Source organism: Pseudomonas sp. NFIX28, from assembly GCF_900107395.1.
GTDB lineage: Bacteria > Pseudomonadota > Gammaproteobacteria > Pseudomonadales > Pseudomonadaceae > Aquipseudomonas.
Map to the genome: position 1 here is coordinate 205,899 of NZ_FNPW01000004.1, position 24,228 is coordinate 230,126.

The 24,228-nt window shown below is 64.0% G+C and carries 21 protein-coding genes; 9 read left to right on the forward strand and 12 right to left on the reverse strand.

Annotated elements, in window-relative coordinates:
• Positions 1-120: 120 nt before the first annotated feature.
• Complete coding sequence (gene pap, locus BLV20_RS09690) at positions 121-1,641, reverse strand: polyphosphate:AMP phosphotransferase (protein WP_092300298.1); 1,521 nt, start codon at positions 1,639-1,641, stop codon at positions 121-123.
• Between the two features lie 141 nt (positions 1,642-1,782).
• On the opposite strand from pap, the gene mnmC reads away from it, so the two are divergent.
• From mnmC to BLV20_RS09715, 5 genes are all read left to right on the forward strand, one after another.
• Positions 1,783-3,777 (forward strand): bifunctional tRNA (5-methylaminomethyl-2-thiouridine)(34)-methyltransferase MnmC2/FAD-dependent 5-carboxymethylaminomethyl-2-thiouridine(34) oxidoreductase MnmC1, encoded by a 1,995-nt coding sequence (gene mnmC, locus BLV20_RS09695; RefSeq protein WP_092300302.1) that lies wholly within the window; start codon positions 1,783-1,785, stop codon positions 3,775-3,777.
• A 251-nt stretch (positions 3,778-4,028) separates the two neighbouring features.
• The gene (locus BLV20_RS09700) at positions 4,029-5,801 is read left to right on the forward strand and encodes an N-acetylglutaminylglutamine amidotransferase (RefSeq protein WP_092300305.1); all 1,773 of its coding nucleotides are present in this window, start codon (positions 4,029-4,031) and stop codon (positions 5,799-5,801) included.
• Between the two features lie 2 nt (positions 5,802-5,803).
• Positions 5,804-7,549 carry an N-acetylglutaminylglutamine synthetase gene (ngg, locus tag BLV20_RS09705; protein ID WP_092300308.1) on the forward strand — a complete coding sequence of 582 codons (1,746 nt, stop codon included), beginning with the start codon at positions 5,804-5,806 and terminating at the stop codon, positions 7,547-7,549.
• A 101-nt stretch (positions 7,550-7,650) separates the two neighbouring features.
• Positions 7,651-8,835 (forward strand): osmoprotectant NAGGN system M42 family peptidase, encoded by a 1,185-nt coding sequence (locus BLV20_RS09710; RefSeq protein WP_092300311.1) that lies wholly within the window; start codon positions 7,651-7,653, stop codon positions 8,833-8,835.
• Positions 8,836-8,935: 100 nt separating this feature from the next.
• Positions 8,936-9,163 (forward strand): YheU family protein, encoded by a 228-nt coding sequence (locus BLV20_RS09715; RefSeq protein ID WP_007932245.1) that lies wholly within the window; start codon positions 8,936-8,938, stop codon positions 9,161-9,163.
• Positions 9,164-9,212: 49 nt separating this feature from the next.
• On the opposite strand, the gene BLV20_RS09720 is transcribed toward BLV20_RS09715, so the two are convergent.
• On the reverse strand, positions 9,213-9,545 hold the full coding sequence (locus BLV20_RS09720; RefSeq protein ID WP_092300314.1) for a YnfA family protein: 333 nt from the start codon (positions 9,543-9,545) through the stop codon (positions 9,213-9,215).
• Positions 9,546-9,608: 63 nt separating this feature from the next.
• Entirely contained in the window at positions 9,609-10,424 is an 816-nt protein-coding gene (locus tag BLV20_RS09725) for an SDR family oxidoreductase (protein WP_092300317.1), read from the reverse strand.
• Positions 10,425-10,718: 294 nt separating this feature from the next.
• On the opposite strand from BLV20_RS09725, the gene BLV20_RS09730 reads away from it, so the two are divergent.
• Positions 10,719-10,871, forward strand: coding sequence for a DUF3309 family protein (locus BLV20_RS09730; RefSeq protein ID WP_092300320.1), 153 nt, complete (start codon positions 10,719-10,721; stop codon positions 10,869-10,871).
• Between the two features lie 69 nt (positions 10,872-10,940).
• On the opposite strand, the gene BLV20_RS09735 is transcribed toward BLV20_RS09730, so the two are convergent.
• The 5 genes from BLV20_RS09735 to BLV20_RS09755 all read right to left on the reverse strand — a co-directional run bounded on the left by BLV20_RS09735 (position 10,941) and on the right by BLV20_RS09755 (position 16,916).
• Complete coding sequence (locus tag BLV20_RS09735) at positions 10,941-13,034, reverse strand: LTA synthase family protein (protein WP_092300323.1); 2,094 nt, start codon at positions 13,032-13,034, stop codon at positions 10,941-10,943.
• Between the two features lie 453 nt (positions 13,035-13,487).
• On the reverse strand, positions 13,488-13,679 hold the full coding sequence (locus tag BLV20_RS09740) for a PLDc N-terminal domain-containing protein (RefSeq protein ID WP_092300326.1): 192 nt from the start codon (positions 13,677-13,679) through the stop codon (positions 13,488-13,490).
• Positions 13,680-13,764: 85 nt separating this feature from the next.
• Positions 13,765-14,295 (reverse strand): hypothetical protein, encoded by a 531-nt coding sequence (locus tag BLV20_RS09745; protein ID WP_092300329.1) that lies wholly within the window; start codon positions 14,293-14,295, stop codon positions 13,765-13,767.
• 172 nt (positions 14,296-14,467) lie between these two features.
• A complete protein-coding gene (locus tag BLV20_RS09750) occupies positions 14,468-14,986 on the reverse strand; it encodes an ankyrin repeat domain-containing protein (RefSeq protein ID WP_092300332.1) in 519 nt (172 codons plus the stop codon).
• A gap of 97 nt (positions 14,987-15,083) precedes the next feature.
• Positions 15,084-16,916 (reverse strand): long-chain-acyl-CoA synthetase, encoded by a 1,833-nt coding sequence (locus BLV20_RS09755; protein ID WP_092300335.1) that lies wholly within the window; start codon positions 16,914-16,916, stop codon positions 15,084-15,086.
• A gap of 662 nt (positions 16,917-17,578) precedes the next feature.
• Between BLV20_RS09755 and BLV20_RS09760 the strand changes: the two genes are divergently transcribed.
• The gene (locus tag BLV20_RS09760; RefSeq protein WP_009045039.1) at positions 17,579-17,857 is read left to right on the forward strand and encodes a DUF3509 domain-containing protein; all 279 of its coding nucleotides are present in this window, start codon (positions 17,579-17,581) and stop codon (positions 17,855-17,857) included.
• Positions 17,858-18,045: 188 nt separating this feature from the next.
• On the opposite strand, the gene BLV20_RS09765 is transcribed toward BLV20_RS09760, so the two are convergent.
• From BLV20_RS09765 to aroC, 3 genes are all read right to left on the reverse strand, one after another.
• Positions 18,046-18,591 (reverse strand): 1,2-dihydroxy-3-keto-5-methylthiopentene dioxygenase, encoded by a 546-nt coding sequence (locus BLV20_RS09765; protein ID WP_092300338.1) that lies wholly within the window; start codon positions 18,589-18,591, stop codon positions 18,046-18,048.
• A 208-nt stretch (positions 18,592-18,799) separates the two neighbouring features.
• Positions 18,800-19,948, reverse strand: a complete 1,149-nt coding sequence (locus tag BLV20_RS09770; RefSeq protein WP_092300341.1) for an MFS transporter — start codon at positions 19,946-19,948, stop codon at positions 18,800-18,802.
• 34 nt (positions 19,949-19,982) lie between these two features.
• Complete coding sequence (aroC, locus tag BLV20_RS09775) at positions 19,983-21,074, reverse strand: chorismate synthase (RefSeq protein WP_092300344.1); 1,092 nt, start codon at positions 21,072-21,074, stop codon at positions 19,983-19,985.
• Between the two features lie 141 nt (positions 21,075-21,215).
• On the opposite strand from aroC, the gene BLV20_RS09780 reads away from it, so the two are divergent.
• Together BLV20_RS09780 and BLV20_RS09785 are read left to right on the forward strand one after the other, a co-directional pair.
• Positions 21,216-22,169, forward strand: coding sequence for an alpha/beta hydrolase (locus BLV20_RS09780; RefSeq protein WP_092300347.1), 954 nt, complete (start codon positions 21,216-21,218; stop codon positions 22,167-22,169).
• Between the two features lie 98 nt (positions 22,170-22,267).
• Complete coding sequence (locus BLV20_RS09785) at positions 22,268-23,056, forward strand: hypothetical protein (RefSeq protein ID WP_092300350.1); 789 nt, start codon at positions 22,268-22,270, stop codon at positions 23,054-23,056.
• Between the two features lie 128 nt (positions 23,057-23,184).
• Here the strand turns inward: BLV20_RS09785 and prmB are convergent, their stop codons facing one another.
• Positions 23,185-24,093, reverse strand: coding sequence for a 50S ribosomal protein L3 N(5)-glutamine methyltransferase (prmB, locus tag BLV20_RS09790; protein WP_092300353.1), 909 nt, complete (start codon positions 24,091-24,093; stop codon positions 23,185-23,187).
• Between the last annotated feature and the right edge of the window lie 135 nt (positions 24,094-24,228).

Consider the following 24,228-nt stretch of genomic DNA (forward strand, 5'->3'; position numbering starts at 1 on the left):
GTTGTGAGTGAGTCGAGCATAGATCCAGGCCTTGCCCGGCCGCGACGATCATTCATCCGGCGTATGCAAAACCATCGCGGTGCTGGGTTTATCCAGTGACCCGCTCACAACCCACGGCGGTTATTTCTTGCCCTTCTTGCCTTTCCTGTCCTTTTTCTCGGACTTGTCGAACGCCTCTTCCAGCGCCCGGTTGAGGGTGCGCAATACCTTGACCCGGGCCCAGCGCTTGTCATTGGCCTCCACCAGGGTCCAGGACGCGACCTCGGTGCTGGTGCGGTCGACCATATCGCCGACGGCGGCGCGGTAGGCGTCCCACTTGTCGCGGTTGCGCCAGTCGTCCTCGGTGATCTTGAAACGCTTGAACGGAATCTCTTCGCGGACCTGGAAACGCTCCAGCTGGGTCTGCTTGTCGATCGCCAGCCAGAACTTGACCACAATCACCCCGGCGTCCTCGAGCTGCTCTTCGAAGTCGTTGATCTCGCCATAGGCGCGCAACCAGTCCGCCGGGCTGCAATAGCCCTCGACCCGTTCCACCAGCACCCGGCCATACCAGGAACGGTCGAACACGGTGAACTTGCCCCGTGCCGGGATGTGCCGCCAGAAGCGCCACAGATAAGGCTGGGCCCGTTCCTCCTCGGTCGGCGCGGCAACCGGCACGATGCTGTATTGGCGCGGGTCCAGCGCCGCCGCGACCCGGCGAATCGCCCCACCCTTGCCGGCCGCATCGTTGCCCTCGAAAACCGCCACCAGCGCGTGCTTGCGCATGCGCTTGTCGCGCAGCAGGCCGGCCAGGCGCGCCTGCTCGGTAATCAGTTGCTCCTCGTAGTCGTCCTTGTCCAGTTGCTGGCTCATGTCCAGGCTGTCGAGCAGGGTCAGCTTGTCGACCGCCTCGCCCAGCGGCGCCACATGGGACTCGACTTCGAGCGTCGGCCGGTTGAGCGCGCTCTGCAGGCCTTCGAGGAGAATCTTGCCCACCGCCAGGCTGCGGTAATGCGGGTCCACGCCTTCGATCACATGCCAGGGCGCGTAGTCGCGGCTGGTGCGGCGCAACACCCGCTCGCCATATTTGACGAACTTGTCGTAGGTCTCCGACTGCTGCCAGTCCAGCGGGCTGATGCGCCAGCTGTGCAGCGGGTCGTCCTGCAAGGACTTGAGGCGGGCCTTCATCTGCTTCTTGGACAGGTGGAACCAGAACTTGAAGATCAGCGCGCCTTCGTCGCAGAGCATTTTCTCCAGGCGCTCGGCGCCGGCGATGGCCTGGTCGAAGCGACCGTCCTTGAACAGCTCGTGCACCCGGCCCTGGAGCATCTGGCTGTACCAGTTGCCGAAAAACACGCCCATGCGGCCCTTGGCCGGGAGCATCCGCCAGTAACGCCAGGCCGGTGGTCGCGCCAGCTCTTCGTCGGTCTGCTGGTCGAAGGTGCGGACCTCGATCAGGCGTGGGTCCATCCATTCGTTGAGCAGTTTCACCGTCTCGCCCTTGCCGGCGCCCTCGATGCCATTGATCAGCACGATCACCGGGAACCGGGCCTTCTGCCTCAGCTCGAACTGGGCCTCCAGCAGGGCTTCACGCAGGGCCGGGACTTCGGCGTCAAAGGTTTTTTTGTCGATGGCGTGACCGATTTCGGCAGATTCGAACATGAGCGACTCCCTGGCAAGATGGAGCAAGACTAGCGGATCGACCTAGGCTTTGTCGGCCCCGAACTTGCCGCTTATTGCCGTGGATCATTACCCGGTGTGTCGATCGGCTAGAATGGCCGCCTTGCCGCTACCGAGCCGAACATGAGCGCCGAATTGCCCCCTCCCCAGTCCCACGCCCAGCTCGATTGGGACGACCAAGGTCGCCCGCGTTCGCGGGTCTTCGACGATGTGTATTTCTCCACCGAGTCGGGCCTGGACGAAACCCGCCATGTGTTCCTCGAACAGAACCGCCTGCGCGAGCGTTTTGCCGCGTTGCCGCCCAGTGGCCGCTTCGTCATCGGCGAAACCGGCTTCGGCACCGGCCTGAATTTTCTCTGCGCCTGGCAGCTGTTCGAGCAACAGGCTGACGCCAGCGCACGCCTGCATTTCGTCAGCGTGGAAAAGTACCCGCTGACGCCCGCCGACCTGCAGCGCGCCCTGGCCCTGTGGCCGGAACTGGCGCCGCTGGCCGAGCGCCTGTTGCGCGCCTATGTCGCGGTGCACCAGGGCTTTCAGCGCCTGGTGCTGGACGAGGGCCGGGTCACCCTGACCCTGCTGGTCGGCGATGCCCTGGAGCAATTGCCGCAACTCGACGGCCAGATCGACGCCTGGTTCCTCGACGGTTTCGCCCCGGCGAAAAACCCCGAGATGTGGACCGCCGAGCTGTTTGCCGAACTGGCGCGCCTGGCCGCACCGGGTTCGAGCATCAGCACCTTCACCAGCACCGGCTGGGTGCGTCGCTTGCTGAACGCCGCGGGTTTCAAGATGAAGCGCACCCCAGGCATCGGCCACAAGTGGGAAGTGCTGCGCGGCGAGTTCCTCGGCTGGCCCGAAGACGTGCCGGCGCCCGCCGCCGGCAAGCCCTGGTTCGCTCGCCCGACGCAACCGGTTCAGGACAAACACGCCCTGGTGATCGGCGCCGGCCTGGCCGGATGCGCCAGCGCCGCCAGCCTGGCCGCGCGGGGCTGGCGGGTCAGCCTGCTGGAGCGCCACGGGCAACTGGCGCAGGAAGCCTCGGGCAACCCGCAGGGCGTGCTGTACCTGAAACTCTCGGCCCACGGCACCGCCCTGTCGCAGATGATCCTCAGCGGCTTCGGCTACACCCGACGCCTGCTCGAACAGCTGCAACGGGGCGTCGACTGGGACAGTTGCGGCGTGCTGCAACTGGCCTTCAACGCCAAGGAAGCCGAACGCCAAGCGCAGTTGGCGGCGGCTTTCCCGGCGGAGCTGTTGCATCAGCTGGACCAGCCCCAGGCCCAGGCCCTGGCCGGTGTCGGCCTGGCCCACGGCGGGCTGTTCTACCCGGAAGGCGGCTGGGTGCATCCGCCGGCCTTGTGCCAGTGGCAAGCCGCGCATCCGCGGATTCGCCTGCTGCCCCACCACGATGTACTGGAACTGCGCCGGGCCGACGGCCAATGGCAGGCCTGGGACGGCGAGCAGCTGCTGGCCAGTGCCGAGGTGGTGATCCTCGCCGGCGCCGCCGAGATCAAGCGCTTTCCCGCCAGCGCCGAGCTGCCGCTCAAGCGCATCCGCGGGCAGATCACCCGCCTGCCGCAGACCGCGCGCAGCCAGAGCCTGGCCACGGTGGTCTGCGCCGAAGGTTATGTGGCCCCGGCGCGCCTGGGCGAACACACCCTGGGCGCCAGTTTCGACTTCAAGAGCGACGACCTGACGCCCACCGCGGCCGAGCACGCGGGCAACCTGCAGATGCTCGAAGAGATCTCCCAGGACTTGGTGGAACGCCTGGAAGCCGACCGGCTGCAAGCGCAAACCCTCGAAGGACGGGCCGCCTTCCGTTGCACCAGCCCGGACTATCTACCGATCGTCGGCCCCCTGGCGGACCAGGCGGCCTTCGCCGAGGTGTACGCGGTGCTGGGCAAGGACGCGCGCCAGGTTCCGGACCTGCCCTGCCCCTGGCTCGACGGCCTGTATATCAACAGCGGCCACGGCTCGCGCGGGCTGATCACCGCGCCGCTGTCGGGCGAATTGCTGGCCGCCTGGCTGGACAACGAACCGCTGCCCCTGCCGCGCAGCGTGGCCGAGGCCTGTCACCCCAATCGCTTTGCCTTGCGTCGGTTGATCCGCGGCAAGCCATGAAACAAAACCGCGATGCCAGGCGCCCTGGCATCGCTTCGCCACCTGCGCGCAAACGCCCACTGGCCCGGCCCGCGCGCCAAAACCCCAAGCAGATCAAGGCCTTCACCTCAACCTGCAACGCAGCAGCGTCGCGCCGCTTATAACTCATCGGTCTAAAACTCCAGGGTTTCACCTGGGTCAGTTTCCGGGTACCTGGCGTTTTTGGCCGGTACCGATTGACCCCTCCCCAACGGAAAAACCGGTAAGGACTTATGTGCGGATTAGCTGGAGAACTACGTTTTGATCATCAACCCGCCGACCTGGCAGCGGTTGAACGAATTACCCACCACCTCGCCCCTCGCGGCCCCGACGCCTGGGGTTTCCATAGCCAGGGCCCGATAGCCCTGGGCCATCGACGCCTGAAAATCATGGACCTGTCGGACGGCTCGGCCCAGCCGATGATCGACAACCAGCTGGGCCTGTCCCTGGCGTTCAACGGCGCGATCTACAACTTCCCCGAACTGCGCGCCGAGCTGGAAAGCCTGGGCTACGCCTTTTACTCCGGCGGCGACACCGAAGTGCTGCTCAAGGGTTATCACGCCTGGGGCGCCGACCTGCTGCCGCGGCTCAACGGCATGTTCGCCTTCGCCATCTGGGAACGCGACGCCCAGCGCCTGTTCATTGCCCGCGACCGCCTGGGCGTCAAGCCGCTGTACTTGTCGCGCACCGGCCAGCGCCTGCGCTTCGCCTCGGCCTTGCCGGCGCTGCTCGAGGGCGGCGACATCAACCCGCTGCTCGACCCGGTGGCGCTCAACCACTATCTGAACTTCCACGCCGTGGTGCCGGCGCCGCGCACCCTGCTGGCGGGCATCGAGAAACTGCCGCCGGCCACCTGGCTGCGCGTCGAAGCCGACGGCCATACCGAGCAGCAAACCTGGTGGACCCTGCCCTACGGCCCACGCGCCGATGAAACCGGGCTGACCCTGGAAGACTGGCGCGACCGGGTGCTCGACAGCACCCGCGAAGCCGTGGCGATCCGCCAACGGGCGGCGGTGGATGTCGGCGTGCTGCTGTCTGGCGGCGTCGACTCGAGCCTGCTGGTCGGCCTGCTGCGGGAAGTCGGTGTGGACAAGCTTTCGACCTTCTCCATCGGCTTCCAGGATGCCGGCGGCGAACGCGGCGACGAGTTCCAGTATTCGGACCTGATCGCCCACCACTACGGCACCGATCACCATCAGTTGCGCATCAACGAACGCGAGATCATCGAACAGCTGCCGGCGGCGTTTCGCGCCATGAGCGAGCCCATGGTCAGCCATGACTGCATCGCTTTCTACCTGCTGTCCCGGGAAGTCGCCAAGCACTGCAAGGTGGTGCAGAGCGGCCAGGGCGCCGACGAGCTGTTCGCCGGCTATCACTGGTATCCGCAGGTGGATGGTGCCAGCGATCCTTACGCGGCCTACCGCGAGGCATTCTTCGACCGCAGCTACGACGACTATGCGGCCACCGTGCAGCCGCAGTGGCTGACCGCCCACGACGCCGCCGGCGACTTCGTGCGCGAGCATTTCGCCCAGCCCGGGGCTGCCGCGCCTGTGGATAAGGCCCTGCGCCTGGACAGCACGGTGATGCTGGTCGACGACCCGGTCAAGCGTGTGGATAACATGACCATGGCCTGGGGCCTGGAGGCGCGCACGCCGTTCCTCGACTACCGGCTGGTGGAGCTGTCGGCGCGGGTGCCGGCCCGGTTCAAGCTGCCCGATGGCGGCAAGCAGGTGCTCAAGGAAGCCGCGCGGCTGGTGATCCCCAGCGCGGTGATCGACCGCAAGAAAGGCTACTTCCCGGTGCCCGGCCTCAAGCACCTGCAGGGCGCCACCCTGGACTGGGTGCGTGAACTGCTGCTCGATCCGAGCCAGGATCGCGGCCTGTTCAACCCGGCGATGCTCGACCGCCTGCTGACCGACCCACAAGGCCAGCTGACCCCGTTGCGCGGCTCCAAGCTGTGGCAACTGGCCGCGCTGAACCTGTGGCTCAGCGAACAAGGAATCTGACCATGAAACCCCATGCCACGGCTTACAGCCAACGCTTGCTGCGCGGTCAGGCGCCCTCCTACGAGCGGCTGCAGGCGCGTTTCGCCGAAGACCGCAGCGCCCTCGGCACCGACCCCATCGCCGTGCATTGCGGCTGGGGCCGGCTGCTGATCGGCCACACCTTTCCCGACCCGACGAGCCTGGCCGAGGAACTGCTCAACGAAAACCCCGGCGAGCGCGACATTGCCCTGTATGTCGCCGCGCCCCAGCAGATCCTCGGCCTGGAACCGACCCAGCTGTTCCTCGACCCGTCGGATACCCTGCGCCTGTGGTTCAGCGATTACCGCCAGGCCACCCGGGTGTTTCGCGGCTTCCGCATTCGCCGCGCGCAAAGCAGCGCGGACTGGCAGGCCATCAACCAGCTGTACCTGGCCCGCAACATGCTGCCGGTCGACCCGGACCTGTTGACCCCGCGCCACGCCGGCGGGCCGGTGTACTGGCTGGCCGAAGACGAAGACAGCGGCGCGGTGATCGGCAGCGTCATGGGCCTGGACCACCAGAAGGCCTTCCACGATCCGGAGCACGGCAGCAGCCTGTGGTGCCTGGCGGTAGACCCGCAATGCACCCGCCCGGGGGTCGGCGAAGTGCTGGTCCGGCACCTGATCGAACATTTCATGAGCCGCGGCCTGAGCTACCTTGACCTGTCGGTGCTGCACGACAATCGCCAGGCCAAGTGCCTGTACGCCAAGCTGGGTTTTCGCACGCTCTCGACCTTCGCCATCAAGCGCAAGAACGGCATCAACCAGCCGCTGTTCCTCGGCCCCGGGCCCGAGGCGCAGTTCAACCCTTACGCGCGGATCATCGTCGAGGAAGCCCATCGCCGCGGCATCGATGTGCAGGTCGACGACGCCGAGGCCGGGATGTTCACCCTCAGCCATGGCGGCCGCCGGGTGCGCTGCCGCGAATCCCTCAGCGATCTGACCAGCGCCATCAGCATGAGCCTGTGCCAGGACAAGAGCCTGACCCACAAGGTGCTGAAAAATGCCGGGCTGAACCTGCCGGCGCAACGACTGGCGGGCAACGCCGACGACAACCTGGCGTTTCTCGACGAGCACGAACGGGTGGTGGTCAAGCCGCTCGACGGCGAACAGGGCCAAGGCGTGGCCGTGGATCTGCGCACCATCGAAGAAGTGCAGCGGGCCATCGACCATGCCCGGCAGTTCGACAGCCGGGTGTTGCTCGAGAGCTTCCACGAGGGGCTGGACCTGCGCGTGCTGGTGATCGGCTTCGAAGTGGTCGCCGCGGCCATTCGCCGGCCGGCCGAGGTGATTGGCGACGGCCAGCATGCCATCGGCCAGCTGATCGAAGCGCAAAGCCGGCGCCGCCAGGCGGCTACCGACGGCGAAAGCAAGATCCCCCTGGACCACGAAACCCAGCGCACCCTGCAGGCCGCCGGGCATGACTACGACAGCGTCCTGCCGGCCGGCGAACGGCTGTTCGTGCGACGCACCGCCAACCTGCATACCGGCGGCACCCTGGAGGATGTCACCGCGATTCTGCATCCGAAACTGGCGGACGCGGCAATCCGCGCGGCGCGGGCGCTGGATATCCCGGTGGTCGGCCTGGACCTGATGGTGCCGGCGGCGGACCAGCCGCACTACGTGTTCATCGAGGCCAACGAGCGTGCCGGCCTGGCCAACCACGAACCGCAGCCGACGGCGGAACGCTTTGTCGATCTGTTGTTTCCCCACAGCCAGCCGGCGGCCTGACCATCATGGGCCGACCAGTACCGGCCTTATCGCGGGCAAGCCTCGCTCCTACAGGGGGCGCGGCCATTGCTCGCGATGCCTTTTCATCATCAGGAGTCTCCATGACCCGATCGATTCCCGAACCGGACCTCACCTATTTGCAGAAAGTCCTCCTGGAAATGCTCGCCATTCCCAGCCCCACCGGCTTCACCGACACCATCGTGCGTTACGTCGCCGAGCGCCTGGAAGAGCTGGGTATTCCCTTCGAACTGACTCGCCGCGGGACCATTCGCGCCACCCTCAAGGGCCAGAAGAACAGCCCGGACCGCGCCGTCTCGGCACACCTGGACACCATCGGCGCCAGCGTGCGCGCGGTGAAAGACAACGGCCGCCTGACCCTGGCCCCGGTGGGCTGCTGGTCCAGCCGTTTCGCCGAGGGCAGCCGGGTCAGCCTGTTCACCGACAGCGGCGTATTGCGCGGCAGCGTGCTGCCGCTGATGGCCTCGGGGCACGCCTTCAACACCGCGGTGGATGAGATGCCGATCAGTTGGGACCACATCGAATTGCGCCTGGATGCCTACTGCACCACCCGCGCCGACTGCGAGTCGCTGGGCATCGGCGTCGGCGATTTCGTGGCGTTCGACCCCTTGCCGGAGTTCACCGAAAGCGGCCATATCAGCGCCCGCCACCTCGACGACAAGGCCGGGGTCGCGGCGCTGCTGGCCGCGCTCAAGGCCATCGTCGACAGCGGCGAACCGCTGATGATCGATTGCCATCCGCTGTTCACCATCACCGAAGAAACCGGCAGCGGCGCGGCGGCAGCCCTGCCTTGGGACGTCAGCGAATTCGTCGGCATCGACATCGCCCCGGTCGCCCCCGGCCAGCATTCCAGCGAGCACGCAGTGAGCGTGGCCATGCAGGACTCCGGCGGGCCTTACGACTATCACCTGTCGCGCCACCTGCTGCGCCTGGCCACGGAGCACGAGCTGCCGGTGCGCCGCGACCTGTTCCGCTATTACTTCAGCGATGCCCATTCGGCGGTGACCGCCGGCCACGACATCCGCACCGCCCTGCTGGCCTTCGGTTGCGACGCCACCCATGGCTACGAGCGCACCCATATCGACAGCCTCGCGGCCCTCAGCCGCCTGCTGGGCGCCTACATCCTCAGCCCGCCGGTATTCGCCAGCGATGCGCAGCCGGCCCAGGGCTCCCTGGACCGCTTCAGCCATCAGCTGGAGCACGATGCGCAAATGGAAAGCGACACCCGGGTGCCGTCGGTGGACAGCCTGGTGGGGCAAAAGTCCTGAGGTGCAACGCCCTGAAGGAAAAGCCGCGGCCCGCGCAAGGTTTGCCTAGCCGCGCGGGGCCCGGCGCAGTAGGATCCGGGATTGTTTGCCGGAGGCCCGTATGCTGATTCCCCATGACCAACTGGAAGTCGACACCCTGACTCGCCTGATCGAAGACTTCGTTACCCGCGACGGCACCGACAATGGCGACGACACCCCGCTGGAAACCCGCGTCCTGCGCGTGCGCCAGGCGCTGACCAAGGGCCAGGCGGTGATCGTCTTCGACCCGGACAGCGAGCAGTGCCAATTGATGCTCAAGCACGACGTGCCCAAGGAATTGTTCGACTGATTCCCGGCCGGCACCGGGCGCATCGCGGCACCCGGTGCAGGCCAGTTTTTCAGCCGTTGCCCAAGCGCGGCCCGAACAGAATGATGCTCGCGCCGATGATGCACAGCGCCACGCCGAGCCAGTCCGAGCTCAGTGGCCGCACCCGCTCCACCACCCCCAGCCAGCCGATCGACGCAATGATGTAGATCCCGCCGTAGGCCGCATAGGCGCGGCCGGCGTAGGTCGCTTCGATCTTGGTCAGCAACAGGGCGAACAGCGCCAGGCTGACCAGCGCCGGGAGTATCCACCAGGCGCTTTTGCCCTGGCGCAGCCACATCCAGAAGGCGTAGCAGCCGGCGATCTCGAACAGCGCGGCGAGAAAGAACCACAGGTAATTGAGCATGCAAGGTCTCGTCAGGATGCCAGATGCTGGCAACCCTAACGACGCGCCGGGGCAGGAGCAAGCTCAGCTGGCGTTTTGCCTGGCCTTGGCGCGCATCTTGTCGGCCATGAGGGTCATTTCGTCGTACAGCAACTGCGGGTTCTTCTGCTTCAGGGCCCAGGCCATGCGCCCCTGTTCGTGGGGCAGGATCATGAATTCGCCGGCGGCGACCCGGGCGTAGATGTAGTCGGCGATGTCCGCCGCGCTGATCGGCGAGCTTTCCAGCAGCTTGCCGACCTGGGCCTTCATCGCCGGGGTCGGGCCGCGGAACGAGTCCAGCAGGTTGGTCTGGAAGAACGACGGGCATACCACATGCACGTCGATTTCCTGCTGGGCCAGCTCGATCAACAGGCTTTCGGACAGGGCCACCACGCCGGCCTTGGCCACGTTGTAGTTGCTCATGGCCGGGCCCTGCATCAATGCCGCCATCGAGGCGATGTTGATGATCGTGCCCTTGCTCTTTTCCAGCAGCGGTAGGAACGCCTTGCAGCCCTTGACCACGCCCATCAGGTTGATCGCGATCTGCCAGTCCCAGTCCTCCAGGGACAACTCGCTGAAGAAGCCGCCGGAGGCCACGCCGGCGTTATTGACGATCACATCGATGCCGCCGAGCTTGACTTCACAGGCCTGGGCGAAGGCGGTGAGCTGGCTGTAATCGCGCACATCGCAGCGTTGCACGAAGCCGTCGCCGCCCGCTTCGCGCACCAATTTCAGGGTTTCCTGCAGGCCGGGTTCACTGACATCCGACAAGGCCAACTGCCAGCCTTCGCGCGCCCAGCGCAGAGCGATTTCGCGACCCAGGCCGGATCCGGCGCCAGTGATCATCATGCGATTTTGCATAGGAGATGCCTTGTTGTTCCGGGAAAGTTGAAGCGCAGTGTAGCGAAGGATTTTGCGCCCCCCATGCACCATCAGATTGCTGAATGCCCCAGGCAAACCGGGGCCTCGGTGCGACTTTCCCGGTTAGTTGCAAGTTCGACCGGGCCTCGATACTCGGTACTAAACGAAATAGACCGACAACCAAAAAAGATTAAAAAAACTTGGAATCATCTTTAAAAGCGTGGAGTCGGAATGAATAAGCGGTTCGATATTCGAACCCTGCCGCATCTTCGATCATCCAATAAGGACAACGACATGGGCACAATCCTGATCATTATTCTGATTCTTCTGCTGCTCGGTGGTCTTCCAGTATTCCCGTACTCCAGAAGCTGGGGTTATGGCCCGTCCGGCATTATCGGTGTGGTACTGGTTGTGCTGTTGATCCTGTTACTAGTGGGCTATATATAAGTTCCGACACTGTATAGCCGTCCAAAAAAAAAGAGGCCCTAGGGCCTCTTTTTTAGTTGCTGCGATCGATCAATCCGGCGTGCCGTGCACCACGCCCGCGGTGTTATCCATCAGGCTCTTGGTGGCGGTTTGCAGGAAGGCTTCCAGCTTGTGCTTCAACTCGGCGGTACGCGGTGCGTTCGGCACGACTTCGGCATGCGGGTTGGCGCCCAGTTCGTACTGGTAGATCTTCGGCGCCATTTCCTTCTCTCTGGGCAGTACCAGGATCTGGTCGGCGGTGACGATGGCAGTAGTTTGCTCGCTGCCCGACGGCTTGATCACGCCGAAACCGGTGTCGCCTTCCGGCAGGTTGAGCAGGTCACGCCCCCAGCACTGGTGACGCACTTCGCCACCCAGGCGGCCCATGATGGTCGGCACGATGTCGACCTGGGTGCCCACGGTGTGGTTGCGCTGGCCGAATTTTTCCTGGATGCCCGGCGCGATCATCAGCATCGGCACGTTGAAGCGGCCCAGGTCCATTTCGGTGATCTGGCGCTCGTTGCCGAAACCATGGTCGCCGACGACCACGAACAGCGTTTCCTTGAAGTACGGCTCTTTGCGCGCCTTCTCGAAGAACTGGCCCAGGGCCCAGTCGGAGTAGCGCATGGCGGTCAGGTGTTCGTTCAGGCTGCCACGGTTGGTCACCTTCTCCACCGGCAATGGCGTCGGCAAGGCATACGGCGTGTGGTTGGACAGGGTCTGCAGCAGGGCATAGAACGGCTTGCCGTTTTCCCGCGCCTTCAGCTCTTCCAGGCCACGGTTGAACATGTCCTGGTCGGACACGCCCCAGGTCGGATCGGAGAACACCGGATCGACGAAGTCGTTGCGCCCGACGAAGTTGGTCATGCCCTGGTTGCTGAAGAAGCCCGACTGGTTGTCCCAGGCGAAATCGCCGTTGTAGACATACACGTCGTCATACTTGCGGGCACTCAGCACCTGCGGCAGGCCGGACAGCTTGTGGCTGCCCTCCGGGGTCTGCATCAGGTATTCGAAACCCGGCAGGTTGGGGAAGCAGGCCATGGTGGCGAACATGCCCTGGTGGGTATGGGTGCCGTTGGAGAAGAAACGGTCGAACAGCAAGCCTTCCTTGGACAACTGGTCCAGGTACGGCGTGATGTTGCCCGGGCCGCCCAGGGCGCCCACCGAGTGACCGGCCATGCTTTCCATCAGGATCACGACCACGTTCTTGATCGGCAGGGTCTTGTCGGCCGGCGGCATGTAGTCGCGGCGCACGGCGGCGATATCGGCCTCCACCAGTTTGTCGTCCGGCATTACCAGCAGGTCGCGCACCACTTGCTGCGCCTCAGGCTGCGGCAGGGTGGCTTTCCAGATATTGCTGCGGTCTTCGCCCATCCGGCTCTTGGCCGCTTCGACCAGCGACAGCGTGCCATTGAGGCCCAGCTGGTTGGCGAAGTTCGAATCGGTGGTGTAGACGTCGCCCCAACGCAGCGGCGGGCCCTGGCGCAGGGTGCCACGGGCGGCGACCACGCAGATCAGCAGCAGGACCACGAATACCGCGGTGCGGGTATACCAGGGAGCGACTTGCCGGGTGCCGATGTTGCCACCGCTGAACGGGCCACGTGGCCGGGTCGCGCGGTCGGCGCCCTTGAACGCCAGGCTCAGCAGCCAGGTGCCGATGACCCAGGCCAACAGGTAGCGCACTACCGGGAAACCGTACCAGAGCATGCTCATCACGGTTTTCGGGTCTTCCTTCACGTACTGGAAGACCAGGCCGTTGAGACGCTGGTGGAATTCACGGTAGAAGTCCATCTCCATCAGGCCGAGGAACAGCGCGACGCTCGAGACAATGGTCAGCCAGAGGCGGAAGAAGCCGCGAGCCGCCATGGCCCGGGCACTGAACACCGCCAGCAGCAGTGGAATACTGAGGTAGACCACCAGGCGCACGTCGAAGCGCAGGCCGTTGGCGAAGGCTTCAAGGAAGGTCGAGGCCGGTGTGTCGAGGATCATCTCGCGGTTGTAGACCAGCAGCGCCACGCGCAGCAAAGACAGCATGACCATCATGACCAGCGCGCAGAGCAGCGTATAAGCCAGGTGCGATTTGACGGTCGGTTGCAGCAGGCGACTCGAGGCTCGCTGCTGACTCAGGGCGTCCGGGTTTGCCATATCGTTTTAGGACCCAAATGGAAGTTGAAGTTGCGAAAAAAACAGCTGCGCTTTGCCCTCTTCTAGCCACTCGGGGCTGGGGGGATGGCGCGGTGCGCAAATGTTGCACGATCAGCAGCGGCATTGCCATTGATTACTGGCAGGCGCCCTTGCCCGGCCGGCAACGGCCTGGAGCCTGAGATCGCTTGGGATGCAACGGAAAAACAATGCTGGCGGATTGTCGTGGAGGCTTTGTGAAAATTTCGTGCAGCGCATATTTGGTCACATAAAAAAAGCCCTGGTGGGGCGTCTTCCGGGCTTCCTCGGCGGGCTGTTCGGCACCGGCAACGACTGTCGCGACAACGCCAAGAGGCCGCTGCGCATGGGCCGCTTGCCGTCAGGCGGATGGCCAAGCATAAGGCGGGACGCAGGGCCGTCGGCGGACGGCCGCTGCGCTGGCGGCACCGCCAGCCTTCAGAGCCGCACGTTACCCCGTGGCCCGGCAATCGCCCAGATGATCAGGCCCAGGACCGGCAACAGGATGATCAACAGCACCCAGAGGATTTTCATCCCGGTTTCGGCGCCGCTCTTAAGCACATTGATGATCGCCCAGATATCCAGCGCGAGGATGATCAATCCAACCAGCGTATTGAAGGTGGAACCCATGGTGTCGCTCCTAAGTGAGGGCTTGCCCACTTAGGATAGTCGGCCAGCGCCGGGGTTCCTTTTTATTGCCGGCGCGGCCAGGCGCTCAGACGTGGATCGCGACCTTGAGCGTTTCCAGCGCCGGCGCGGCGGCGATGCCGGCTTCGGCGCACAGCTCCAGCACGCGCGGAACATCGTTGCCGTAGACCAGTACCACTTGCAGCTCGTCGTCCAGCAATTGGCTGAAGTTCATCAGCACATAACCGCCGTTTTCCGGGTTCATGCTGCCCATCTGGATCTGGATGCGGTTGAGCGCCGTCAGGGCCTCGGTCTTGGCCAGTTGCTTGGGCTTGATGTTGAACGCCACGCCCGGACCGAAAGACGCGACGATCTGCGCGAACAGGTCCATATAGGTATCGGCCTGGAACAGCACGGTTTCCGGCAGGCTGCCGACCACCACCCATTCGCCCAGCGGGATGGGGAAGCTGTCGTCGTAGTTGATGTCCGGGTTGGCGGCCAGGAAGGCCTGGGGATCGGCGTAGGCCTGGGCGGCTTCGTCGGCGATCCGCAGGATTTCTTCTTCGCCCATGCAGCCGGAGCTGATTTTCGTGATGAGTTCGGCGAGGACGGTTTTCATGGGCGGATCCTGAGACGGGGGAAATTTCGAGGGCGCGAAGGATAGCTTAAAGCGCAGCGGCCAGCTAATCGGCTGCTGTAGCCCGCTTGCTGGCGAGCGAGGCAATGCGCGGTGTCAGCTGGGGCGCTATCGCGAGCAAGCTTCGCTCCTACAGAAGAGCTGCAGCTCCTGATCACGCCAGCAGTTTTTCCAGCTGCGCGGTGGTATCGACGGCGCCCATGGTCTTCGCCGCGTCCAGCGCACTCACGCCATTGGCGTCGGTGGCCCGTGGGTTGGCGCCCTTGCTGATCAGGTAGTCGACGATTTCCGTGCGGTTGAACATCGCCGCCATCATCAGCGCGGTGCGCCCATCAAAGGACGAGCCTTCGATCTCGGCCCCGCCTTCCACCAGCGCCTTGACCACCGCCAGGTCGCCCTTGAACGCCGCGCCGGCGATCGGGCTCTGGCCATTGTCGTTGCGGATCTCGGGGTCGGCCTTGTGCTTGAGCAAGACCTGCACCGCGTCCACATGCCCGTAGTAGCTGGCCAGCATCAGCAGGGTGTCGCCCTTGTGATTGCGCAGGTTGACCGGCAGACCGCTGCTCGCCAGCTTGTCGAGCATCTGGGCGTCGCCTTGACGTGCGACGTTGAAGACCTGCTCGGTAAACTCGGCGGCTTCTTCTGCGGTCATCTGGCGGCTTTTGTCTGACATCGGGAACTCCACTTTCGGCCAATCGGAAAGCCGCTAGTTTCCCCAAGCGGCTCCCGCCCTGTCATCCCTTTTTTCTCAAGGATGACCATAGCCAGAATCAATAACGGTGCCGGCCGGCGCAAATGTCCGCCAGCACCGCCTCCGTCACCTGGACGTAAGTCGCTGACCCCGGCAACCAGGCATACACCGGATCGCCACCGGTCTTGGTCGGGTCGAAGGCTTCCTCCTTGAGCCGGGTCTTCTGGTACTTGAAGGTGCCGGTGGTTTCCATTTTCACCTTGACCCGCAGGAACAGCGGCACCGCGTAGCCTGGCAGATGCTCGCGGGCGAACTGCAGCAGCTCGGTGAAATCCAGGGTCGCCAGGGATTCGGCCGGGGTGATCGCCGCCATCCCGGCGCGACCGTTGGTGTTGTGCACTTCCACGCCATAGGCCACCGCCTCGGCGACCTGCGGATGCTGCAGGAGGATGTTCTCCACCTCGGTGGTGGAGACGTTTTCGCCCTTCCAGCGATAGGTGTCGCCCAGGCGGTCGATGAACTGCGCATGGCCAAAGCCGATATCGCGCAGCAGGTCGCCGGTATTGAAGTAACGGTCGCCCTTCTCGAAGACGTCGGTGAGGATCACCTTCAGGTTTTTTTCCGGCTCGGTGTAGCCGTCCAGCGGCGCCTTGTCGTCGATCTTCGCCAGCAGCAGGCCCTGCCCGCCCTTGGCGACCTTCTGCATGAAGCCGGAACCGTCGCGGATCGGCGCACAGGTGTCGTGGGCGTACTCCACCAGCGCCCAGGGCGCCAGGGAAAAGCCCACGGTGTTGTCGAAGTTGAGCACGTTGGTAAAGCCGATATTGCCGTCGCTGGCGGCATACAGCTCGCAGATATGCTCCACGCCGAAACGCTGCTTGAACGGCCCCCACACGCCGGGGCGCAGGCCGTTGCCGACCATTTTCACCACGCTGTTGTCACGGTCCTGCTCGCTGGCGGGCTGGTCGATCAGGTAACGACACAGCTCGCCCACATAACCGATGGTGGTCGCCTTGAACCGCCGGGCATCGTCCCAGAACCGGCTGGCGCTGAACTTGCGGCGAATGGCGAAGCCCGAGGCGCCGCTGATGGCCGAGCCCCAGCACACGCACAGGCCCGTGGCGTGATACAGCGGCAAGGTGCAATACAGGATGTCGGTCGGCTGCATATCGAGGGCGATCATGCCGAAGCTGGCCGAGGTTCGCATCCAGCGTCCGTGCTTGAAAATACCCGCCTTGGGCAGCCCGGTGGTGCCGGAGGTGTAGATATAGAAGCACGGGTCGTCGAGATAGATCCGCGCGGTACTGGGGGGATTGGCGGACGCACTGCCGGCACTGGCAGCCATCAGGTCGGTGTAGCCGGCGGGGGTGGGCCCGGGCGCCGCATCCGGATCGGCAACGAACCAGGTGCGTGCCTCGTCGATGGCGACCTGCTCGCGAATCGCCGCATAGGCCTTTAGCAGTTCGCCGCCGACCACGACGGCCACCGGCTTCACCAGGTTCACGCTGTGCACCAGCACGCTGCCGGTCTGCGCGGTGTTGAGCATGGCGCAGATGCCGCCAAGCTTGGCCACCGCCAGCACGCTGACCAGCAACTCGGGACGGTTCTCGACAAAGATCGCCACCACGTCGCCCTTGCCGATGCCCTGGCTGGCCAGGTAATGGGCGATGCGGTTGGCCCACTGGTTGGCCTGCGCGTAAGTGAACACTCGGTCGCCGTATAGCAGCGCCGGGCCGTCGGGGTTGCGTTGCGCGGCCTGCTCGAAGGTCCAGCCCAGCCCGCAAGGCTGGTCGGCGTGCTTGACGTTGGCGATCCGCATGCCCTTGATGACCCGCGGCAACGCCCGGGCGATGGAGGGCAATTTGCGCAGCATCATGCCCCAGGTAATCATGTCGTGCTGACGAGTGCTCATGACGGCTCCTGCTCGACGCAAAAAGGTTCCTGCACCAGCCAGGCCGGGCAGGCAGACAAGGTCGACGGGATGGCTCAGCTAGGCGCCGAGCGTGGGCCGCCACGGCAAGCCGGAGGAGAAAGGCTGGGCGTGCAAGTGGCAAAAGCGCAGAGCATGGCGTTCATGGATGACGTCCTATTTTCTTATTATCAGGCGCCCATGACCCAAGGGATCACGACGCATTGACTGTCCATGTCGATGAAGCGTCTGGTTGACCTGTACAGCCCGGAATATCGAGGCGCGGGGCTTTAGTGCAAGGGTTGTTGCAAAGCCGCTGCTGGCAAAAAAATACGTCAGCGGTTCCTGGGCTGTACACGGAGTTTTTGCAAAGTTTTGTATCTTCTCGACGCCGTCAGGCTCTTCACCGCAAAGGGCTGGCCTGCGGCTGAATCATTTGCATGGACGGACTGTCACAGGGGTTATGAACCTCGGCCTTGCGGCGGCCAGGATCTCGCAAAATGCAGGATGCATGATGGCCGTTCATGCAAATTGCACGGCCGCTTAAACGGCAAATAACATTAACTGTTTGATTAATAACGAATTTTTAAAAATATTAAGGCTGGCACAATCGCTGCACCTATCACTCTGGGTTTGCCATTCAAGAACCAATGGAGCTGATAGACATGAGCCTGATCCAAGAAAAATTCGCTTCCCTGTTCTCCAACTACGAAGTGACCACTCAGCCACGTCCAGATGGCGGCATCCTGCTGACGCTGCGTAACAGCGAAGGTAAACAGCTCAAACGCTCGATTTCCTATGCGCAGCTGCATGCGGGGGACCAGTTGTCGTGGGTGATCAGCGCGCTGCGTCGCGACCTCGCCGAACAGGCCAGCGAATTGCCTCAGATTTCCCTGCTGCAAAGCCAGAACCGTTTTGCCTTGCCGTCCTATCACTCGCTGTAAATCCGGACAGCGTGATAACCGACAGCCCTGTTCAGGCCGTGCCAGCCTTGTGCTGACACGGCCTGAATGGTTTCACAACGCCGCGTATCGATAACGCGAAGCTCGACGCCCTCGCCTGCTTTCCCCTTCACCCCGTCTTCACGGGCTGCCAGCAAGTGTTCGACGGACTCAGCCCGGGCGGCGTGGGCTCAATCCTCCAGGCGCGGGAACTGGCTGGCGATATCGGAACCGGTGGCGGTGGCGACCCAGCCTTGCGGGTTGTTGAACATGCGGATTGCCACCAGGTAGGGGTTTTCGCCCATGTCAAACCAGTGCGCGGTCCCGGCCGGTACCGAGATCAGATCGTTCTTCTCGCAGAGCACGGCGTACACGTAATCATCGATATGCAGGCTGAACAGGCCGCGACCGGCGACGAAAAAGCGCACTTCGTCCTCGCCGTGGCGGTGCTCATCGAGGAACTTGGCGCGCAGCTCAGCCTTCTGCGGATGATTATTGTCGAGGCTGAGCACATCGACGCTGATATAGCCGCGCTCGGTCATCAGGCGGTCGATCTGTTGCTGATAGGCGCTTATCACTTCTTCCTGGCTGGCGCCCGGCTGGATCCGCGTCGCGGCTTGCCAGCGATCGAAACGCACGCCCTGTTCGGCCAGGGTCGCGGCGATATCGTCGAAATGGGTCAGCACCTTGTTCGGCAGGTCCGGGCTGGATACGTGGTAAACGGACAGGCTGCTCATCTTGGCAATTCCTCGTTATCGGCAGTGCGCTGCGGCTCTTGCAGTCCGGTCAGGCAATGCGGTCATCAGGCGGTGGCCCCTTCGTTGGAAGAAAGCCTTAACGGTTCAACCAGCGCGAATCTTCAACTCGCACCGCAACAGGTATTCGACGGCTTCGATCCGGCGCGGCACGTCATTGATGCGCGCGCCAGGTCAATCGCCCACGGGCTCATGGCTTCTGCTCTTGCATGCGGGTGGCAATGATAACGGCTGCCGCCAGCGCTGCGAGGCTTGCAATACTAAAGGTCAATGTCGCCCCCAGGGCGTTCCAGCTATAGCCGGAATACAACGCGCCCAGCGCGCCGCCGATGCCGGCCAGGGCCGCGTACAAGGCCTGCCCCTGCCCTTGCTGGCGGTCACCGAAGCTGCGCTGCACGAAATGAATGGCCGCGGCATGAAAGCTGCCGAAGGTCGCGGCGTGCAGCACCTGGGCAAACAGCAGCACCCAGAGATGCTCGGCAAAAACGCCGAGCAGCAGCCAGCGCAGGGCCGCCAGCAGGAAACTCGCCAGCAGCACCCGGCGCACCGAAAACCGCGACAGAATCCAGCTCATCGCCAGGAAAACCAACACTTCGGCGACCACCCCCAGCGCCCACAGCAAGCCGATCAAGCCGCGGCTGTAGCCCAGGTGCTCCAGATGCAGGGTCAGGAAGGTGTAGTAAGGGCCGTGGCTCATTTGCATCAGCGCCACGCAGGCATAAAAAGCCAGCACGCCGGGGCTGCGCAACTGGCTGAGAAAACCTTGCGCGAGCGAGCGGCTGCCCTGGCTCGCGGGCTGGGCATTGGGCACCCAGGCGCTGCTGAGGACGATTCCAGCCATGATCAGCACCAGGGCCGCGGGGTAGATATCCAAGCTCAGCCATTCGAACAGACGCCCCAGCGCCACCACCGTGAGGATGAAGCCGATCGAGCCCCACAGGCGAATCTGGCTGTAGCGCGCGGTCTGGCCCTTGAGATGCGCCAGGGTGATCACTTCGAACTGCGGCAGCACCGCGTGCCAGAAGAATGCATGCAGGGCCATGACCATCGCCAGCCAGGCGTAGCTCTTGCTGATGAAAATCAGCGAAAAGCTCAACAACGTGCAGATGGCGCCAAAACGCACAATGGCCAGGCGCTGGCCGGTGTAGTCGCCAAGCCAGCCCCAGATATTTGGCGCCACGCAGCGCATCAGCATGGGAATCGCCACCAGCTCGCCGATACGCGCGCTGGAAAACCCCAGGTGGTCGAAGTACAGCGCCAGGAAAGGCGCGGTCGAACCCAGCAAGGCGAAATAGAACAGGTAGAAACTGGAGAGCCGCCAGTACGGGAGCGCCGCCACGGCCGTCAGACCGTGGCGACTGGCAGGGACGCCATTACAGCTGGCCCAGCACCGGCGTGCTGACGCGCACGTCGGCGTTCTGGCCACGATGACGCAGCAGGTGATCCATCAGCACGATGGCCATCATGGCTTCGGCGATCGGCGTCGCGCGGATGCCGACGCACGGGTCGTGGCGACCCTTGGTGATGACGTCCACCGGGTTGCCATCGACGTCGATCGAGCGGCCCGGGGTGGTGATGCTGGAGGTCGGCTTGAGCGCCAGGTGCGCGACGATCGGCTGGCCGGAGGAAATCCCGCCAAGGATGCCGCCGGCGTTGTTGCTGAGGAAACCTTGCGGAGTCAGCTCGTCGCGATGCTCGGTACCACGCTGGGCCACGCTGGCGAAACCGGCGCCGATCTCCACGCCCTTGACCGCGTTGATGCTCATCAGCGCGTGGGCCAGCTCGGCGTCCAGGCGGTCGAAGATCGGCTCGCCCAGGCCCGGCATCACGCCCTCGGCGACCACGGTGATCTTCGCCCCCACCGAGTCCTGGTCGCGACGCAGCTGATCCATGTAGGCCTCCAGCTCCGGCACCTTGTCCGGGTCGGGGCTGAAGAAGGCGTTGTCTTCCACCGAGTCCCAGGTCTTGAACGGAATTTCGATCGGGCCCAGCTGGCTCATGTAGCCACGCACCACGATGCCCTGACTGGCCAGGTATTTCTTGGCGATGGCCCCGGCCGCCACACGCATGGCGGTTTCCCGCGCCGAGCTGCGGCCGCCGCCGCGGTAATCGCGGATGCCGTATTTGTGGTGGTAGGTGTAATCGGCGTGGGCCGGGCGGAACAGATCCTTGATCGCCGAGTAGTCCTTGGACTTCTGGTCGGTGTTGCGGATCAACAAGCCGATGGAACAGCCGGTGGTCTTGCCTTCGAAGACGCCGGAGAGGATTTCGACTTCATCGGCTTCCTGGCGCTGGGTAGTGTGGCGGCTGGTGCCGGGCTTGCGCCGGTCCAGGTCGCGCTGCAGATCGTCCAGCGACAGCTCAAGACCCGGTGGGCAGCCGTCGACAATGGCGACCAACGCCGGGCCATGGCTTTCGCCCGCGGTGGTGACAGTGAACAGCTTGCCGTAGGTATTGCCGGACATGCAGGGCGCTCCGTGAAATCAGCCGAAATAACTCAATCTGGATTACTGAGCCGGGAAGTATACGCAGGCTACCCAACTAGTTCATCCTCGAACCTTATCCGTGTCCGGAAGTCCAACCGGCACTTTCTTCATGATGGCGTGATGATGCTGCGAGTTCTTCTCTTGAGCCTTACCCTGTTCACCGGCCTGGTCCAGGCGGCCGTGCTGCAACGTCCCATCAGCCTCGACACCGGCACTGGCGAGTTATACGGCTCGCTGCTGCTGCCCAAGTCCGACACCCCGGTGCCGGTGGTGCTGATCGTCTCCGGCTCCGGCCCTACCGACCGCAACGGCAACAACCCCGACGGCGGGCGCAACGACAGCCTCAAGCGCCTGGCCTGGGTGCTGGCCAAGCACAACATCGCCAGCGTGCGCTACGACAAGCGCGGGGTGGCCGCCAGCCTCGCCGCCACCCCCGACGAGCGCAACCTGACCCTCGACGCCTACGTCGCCGACGCCGTGGCCTGGGGCAAGAAACTCAAGAGCGACCCGCGCCTGGGCCCGTTGATCATCCTCGGCCACAGCGAAGGCGCGTTGATCGCCACCCTGGCCGCACCCCAGGTCGATGCGGCAGCGGTGATTTCCATCTCCGGCACCGCCCGCCCGGTGGACCAGGTGCTGCGCCAACAATTGAGCTACCGCCTGCCGGCGCCGCTGATGCTGCGCAGCAACGAACTGCTCGACAGCCTCAAGGCCGGCCGGATCGACACCGACGTACCGCCGCAGCTGGAAGTGATCTTCCGCCCCAGCGTGCAGCCGTACCTGATCACCCTGTTCAAGGAAGACCCGGCCGCCGCTTTCGCCCGCCTGAAGATGCCGGCCCTGATCGTCCAGGGCAGCAACGACATGCAGGTCGGCGTCGGCGATGCGCAGATGCTCAAGGCCGCCAAGCCGGACGCCCAGCTGGCCCTGATCGAGGGCATGAACCATGTGCTGCGCATCGTGCCCAACGACGTCAAGCGGCAACTGGCCTCCTACAAGGACCCGCAACTGCCCCTGGCCTCGGAACTGGGCACCCGCATCATCGGTTTTATTGACGGACTTCACGCCCGTTGACGCGTTTTTCCCTCCAGTCCTGAAAAAAACGGCCGATAAGCCTTTGCCGGCCGTTCACTTGCCGTCGGCAAGCAGCGCTTGGACAGGATCTCGCCGTTATGACCGATACCCAGAACCCTCCCGAAACCGAGGTTGAAAACCCCGCTTCCGAAGCCGTGGCGTTGCCATGGGCGGATGTCCATGCCGAGCATCACCGGATGCTTCGCCTGGCGCCGCTGCAAACCGATCGCGCCACGGGCGGACGGCCCCTGCGTTTTATCGAGTTCGGTTATGCCGAGCGCAGCAACAAGGAGCGCAGCCTGTTGCGCATGACCCTCCAGTTGCCGGGCCAACGGGTGCGCAAGGAGCAGAATCATCTGGATGTCTGGGTCGACCACACGACGCGACGCGTGCGCTTCGAGCCCGAGAACCTGCAGATCGAACCGGCGAACCGCGGTATCGGCCGCTTTCTGCTGGCGCAAGGGGCAAGCTGGGCGCAGAAAAAGTGGCCGCACTATCGCGTGGACGGTTTCGAACTGGCGAACAAGGATGCGCTGAACGAGGCCACGCGCCTGCGCCGCGACCATTTCCTGCGGGTCCAGGGCTTCGATGTGGTGTATGCCGATGCGCAGCATCTCAAGGGCAGCGTCAAGCATGTCCAGGTTGGCGAACTGCTGCCCAACTGGAACACCGAAAAGCTGCAATTCGTCGAGATTCTCGAAGCCGCGCAGATGCTCCAGCAAGCCGAGCAGAACCTCGAAGAACAGGAAGTGAAGCTGCGCAAGCACGAAGAGAAAGTCGCCAAGTACAAGCGCGAAGACACCGGGCTGCGCTTCACCATCACCTGCCTGGTGGCGTTTGCAGTGTTCCAGGCCGGGTTGCTGATCTGGATCGCGACCCACCGCTGAACCCTGGCCGCCTCTACGGACAACCGTAGGACCGAAGCTTGCTCGCGATAGCGTCCGTCCAGGCACACCCCGGTACCTGGATCGCGGGCAAGTCGGATCGCCGCCCGCTCGCTCCTACAGAACGCCGATCAGACCCGTGAGCTGAACAGCGCCTGGTGCTGCCGGCACTGCTCGGCGGTGAGCATGAACACGCCGTGGCCGCCACGCTCGAACTCCAGCCAGGCGAAATCGACTTCCGGATACAGGGCTTCGACGTGGACCTGGCTGTTGCCAACCTCGACGATCAACAGGCCCTTATCGGTCAGATGATCGGCCGCCTCGGCCAGCATGCGCCGCACCAGGTTCAGGCCATCGTCGCCACAAGCCAGGCCCAGCTCCGGCTCGTGCTGGTATTCCTCGGGCATGTCGGCGAAGTCCTCGGCATCCACATACGGCGGGTTCGACACGATCAAATCGAAACGCTGGCCCGGCAAACCGTCGAAACCGTCGCCCTGCACCGTGAACACGCGCTCATCGACGCCATGGCGCTCGATGTTCTGGTTCGCCACCTCAAGGGCTTCGAACGACAAGTCGGCCAGCACCACCTCGGCATTGCGGAACTCGTAGGCGCAGGCAATGCCGATGCAGCCGGAACCGGTGCACAGGTCGAGAATCCGTGCCGGCTCCGAACCCAGCCAGGGTTCGAAACGCTTTTCGATCAGCTCGCCGATCGGCGAACGCGGGATCAGCACACGCTCGTCGACAATGAACGACAGGCCGCAGAACCAGGCCTCGCCCAGCAGGTAGGCGGTGGGCACGCGCTCTTCGATGCGACGCTTGAGCAGGCGTTGCAGGTTGACCAGTTCATCGTCCTCCAGCGCGCAGTCCAGGTAGCTGTCGGCGATTTCCCACGGCAAGTGCAAGGCCCCCAGGACCAATTGACGGGCTTCGTCCCAGGCGTTGTCGGTCCCATGGCCGAAAAACAGATCCTCCCCATGAAAACGGCTGACAGCCCAACGGATATGGTCGCGCAGAGTGCGCAGGCGGGAAGTGATCACGGGACAGACTCCTGAAAAAACGACTGGCGATTCTAACAGCCAAAACGTCCGAGGACGACGCATGAAAAAACTCGGCCTGCGGGGCGTCCAGGCCTTTTTTCCGGCATTCGGGCCGATTGAGCATGGCCCTTGACA

Bases quoted from the DNA above. Each gene is read 5' to 3' on its own strand.
- BLV20_RS09740 (WP_092300326.1), bottom strand. From the start codon at position 13,679: ATGGGTTCCACCTTCAATACGCTGGTTGGATTGATCATCCTCGCGCTG.
- BLV20_RS09765 (WP_092300338.1), bottom strand. From the start codon at position 18,591: ATGAGCAGCCTGTCCGTTTACCACGTATCCAGCCCGGACCTGCCGAAC.
- BLV20_RS09760 (WP_009045039.1), top strand. From the start codon at position 17,579: ATGAGCCTGATCCAAGAAAAATTCGCTTCCCTGTTCTCCAACTACGAA.
- BLV20_RS09785 (WP_092300350.1), top strand. From the start codon at position 22,268: ATGACCGATACCCAGAACCCTCCCGAAACCGAGGTTGAAAACCCCGCT.
- BLV20_RS09710 (WP_092300311.1), top strand. From the start codon at position 7,651: ATGACCCGATCGATTCCCGAACCGGACCTCACCTATTTGCAGAAAGTC.
- BLV20_RS09750 (WP_092300332.1), bottom strand. From the start codon at position 14,986: ATGTCAGACAAAAGCCGCCAGATGACCGCAGAAGAAGCCGCCGAGTTT.
- BLV20_RS09715 (WP_007932245.1), top strand. From the start codon at position 8,936: ATGCTGATTCCCCATGACCAACTGGAAGTCGACACCCTGACTCGCCTG.
- BLV20_RS09735 (WP_092300323.1), bottom strand. From the start codon at position 13,034: ATGGCAAACCCGGACGCCCTGAGTCAGCAGCGAGCCTCGAGTCGCCTG.
- BLV20_RS09720 (WP_092300314.1), bottom strand. From the start codon at position 9,545: ATGCTCAATTACCTGTGGTTCTTTCTCGCCGCGCTGTTCGAGATCGCC.
- BLV20_RS09780 (WP_092300347.1), top strand. From the start codon at position 21,216: ATGATGCTGCGAGTTCTTCTCTTGAGCCTTACCCTGTTCACCGGCCTG.
- BLV20_RS09755 (WP_092300335.1), bottom strand. From the start codon at position 16,916: ATGAGCACTCGTCAGCACGACATGATTACCTGGGGCATGATGCTGCGC.
- aroC (WP_092300344.1), bottom strand. From the start codon at position 21,074: ATGTCCGGCAATACCTACGGCAAGCTGTTCACTGTCACCACCGCGGGC.
- BLV20_RS09745 (WP_092300329.1), bottom strand. From the start codon at position 14,295: ATGAAAACCGTCCTCGCCGAACTCATCACGAAAATCAGCTCCGGCTGC.
- pap (WP_092300298.1), bottom strand. From the start codon at position 1,641: ATGTTCGAATCTGCCGAAATCGGTCACGCCATCGACAAAAAAACCTTT.
- BLV20_RS09730 (WP_092300320.1), top strand. From the start codon at position 10,719: ATGGGCACAATCCTGATCATTATTCTGATTCTTCTGCTGCTCGGTGGT.
- ngg (WP_092300308.1), top strand. From the start codon at position 5,804: ATGAAACCCCATGCCACGGCTTACAGCCAACGCTTGCTGCGCGGTCAG.
- BLV20_RS09700 (WP_092300305.1), top strand. From the start codon at position 4,029: ATGTGCGGATTAGCTGGAGAACTACGTTTTGATCATCAACCCGCCGAC.
- BLV20_RS09725 (WP_092300317.1), bottom strand. From the start codon at position 10,424: ATGCAAAATCGCATGATGATCACTGGCGCCGGATCCGGCCTGGGTCGC.
- mnmC (WP_092300302.1), top strand. From the start codon at position 1,783: ATGAGCGCCGAATTGCCCCCTCCCCAGTCCCACGCCCAGCTCGATTGG.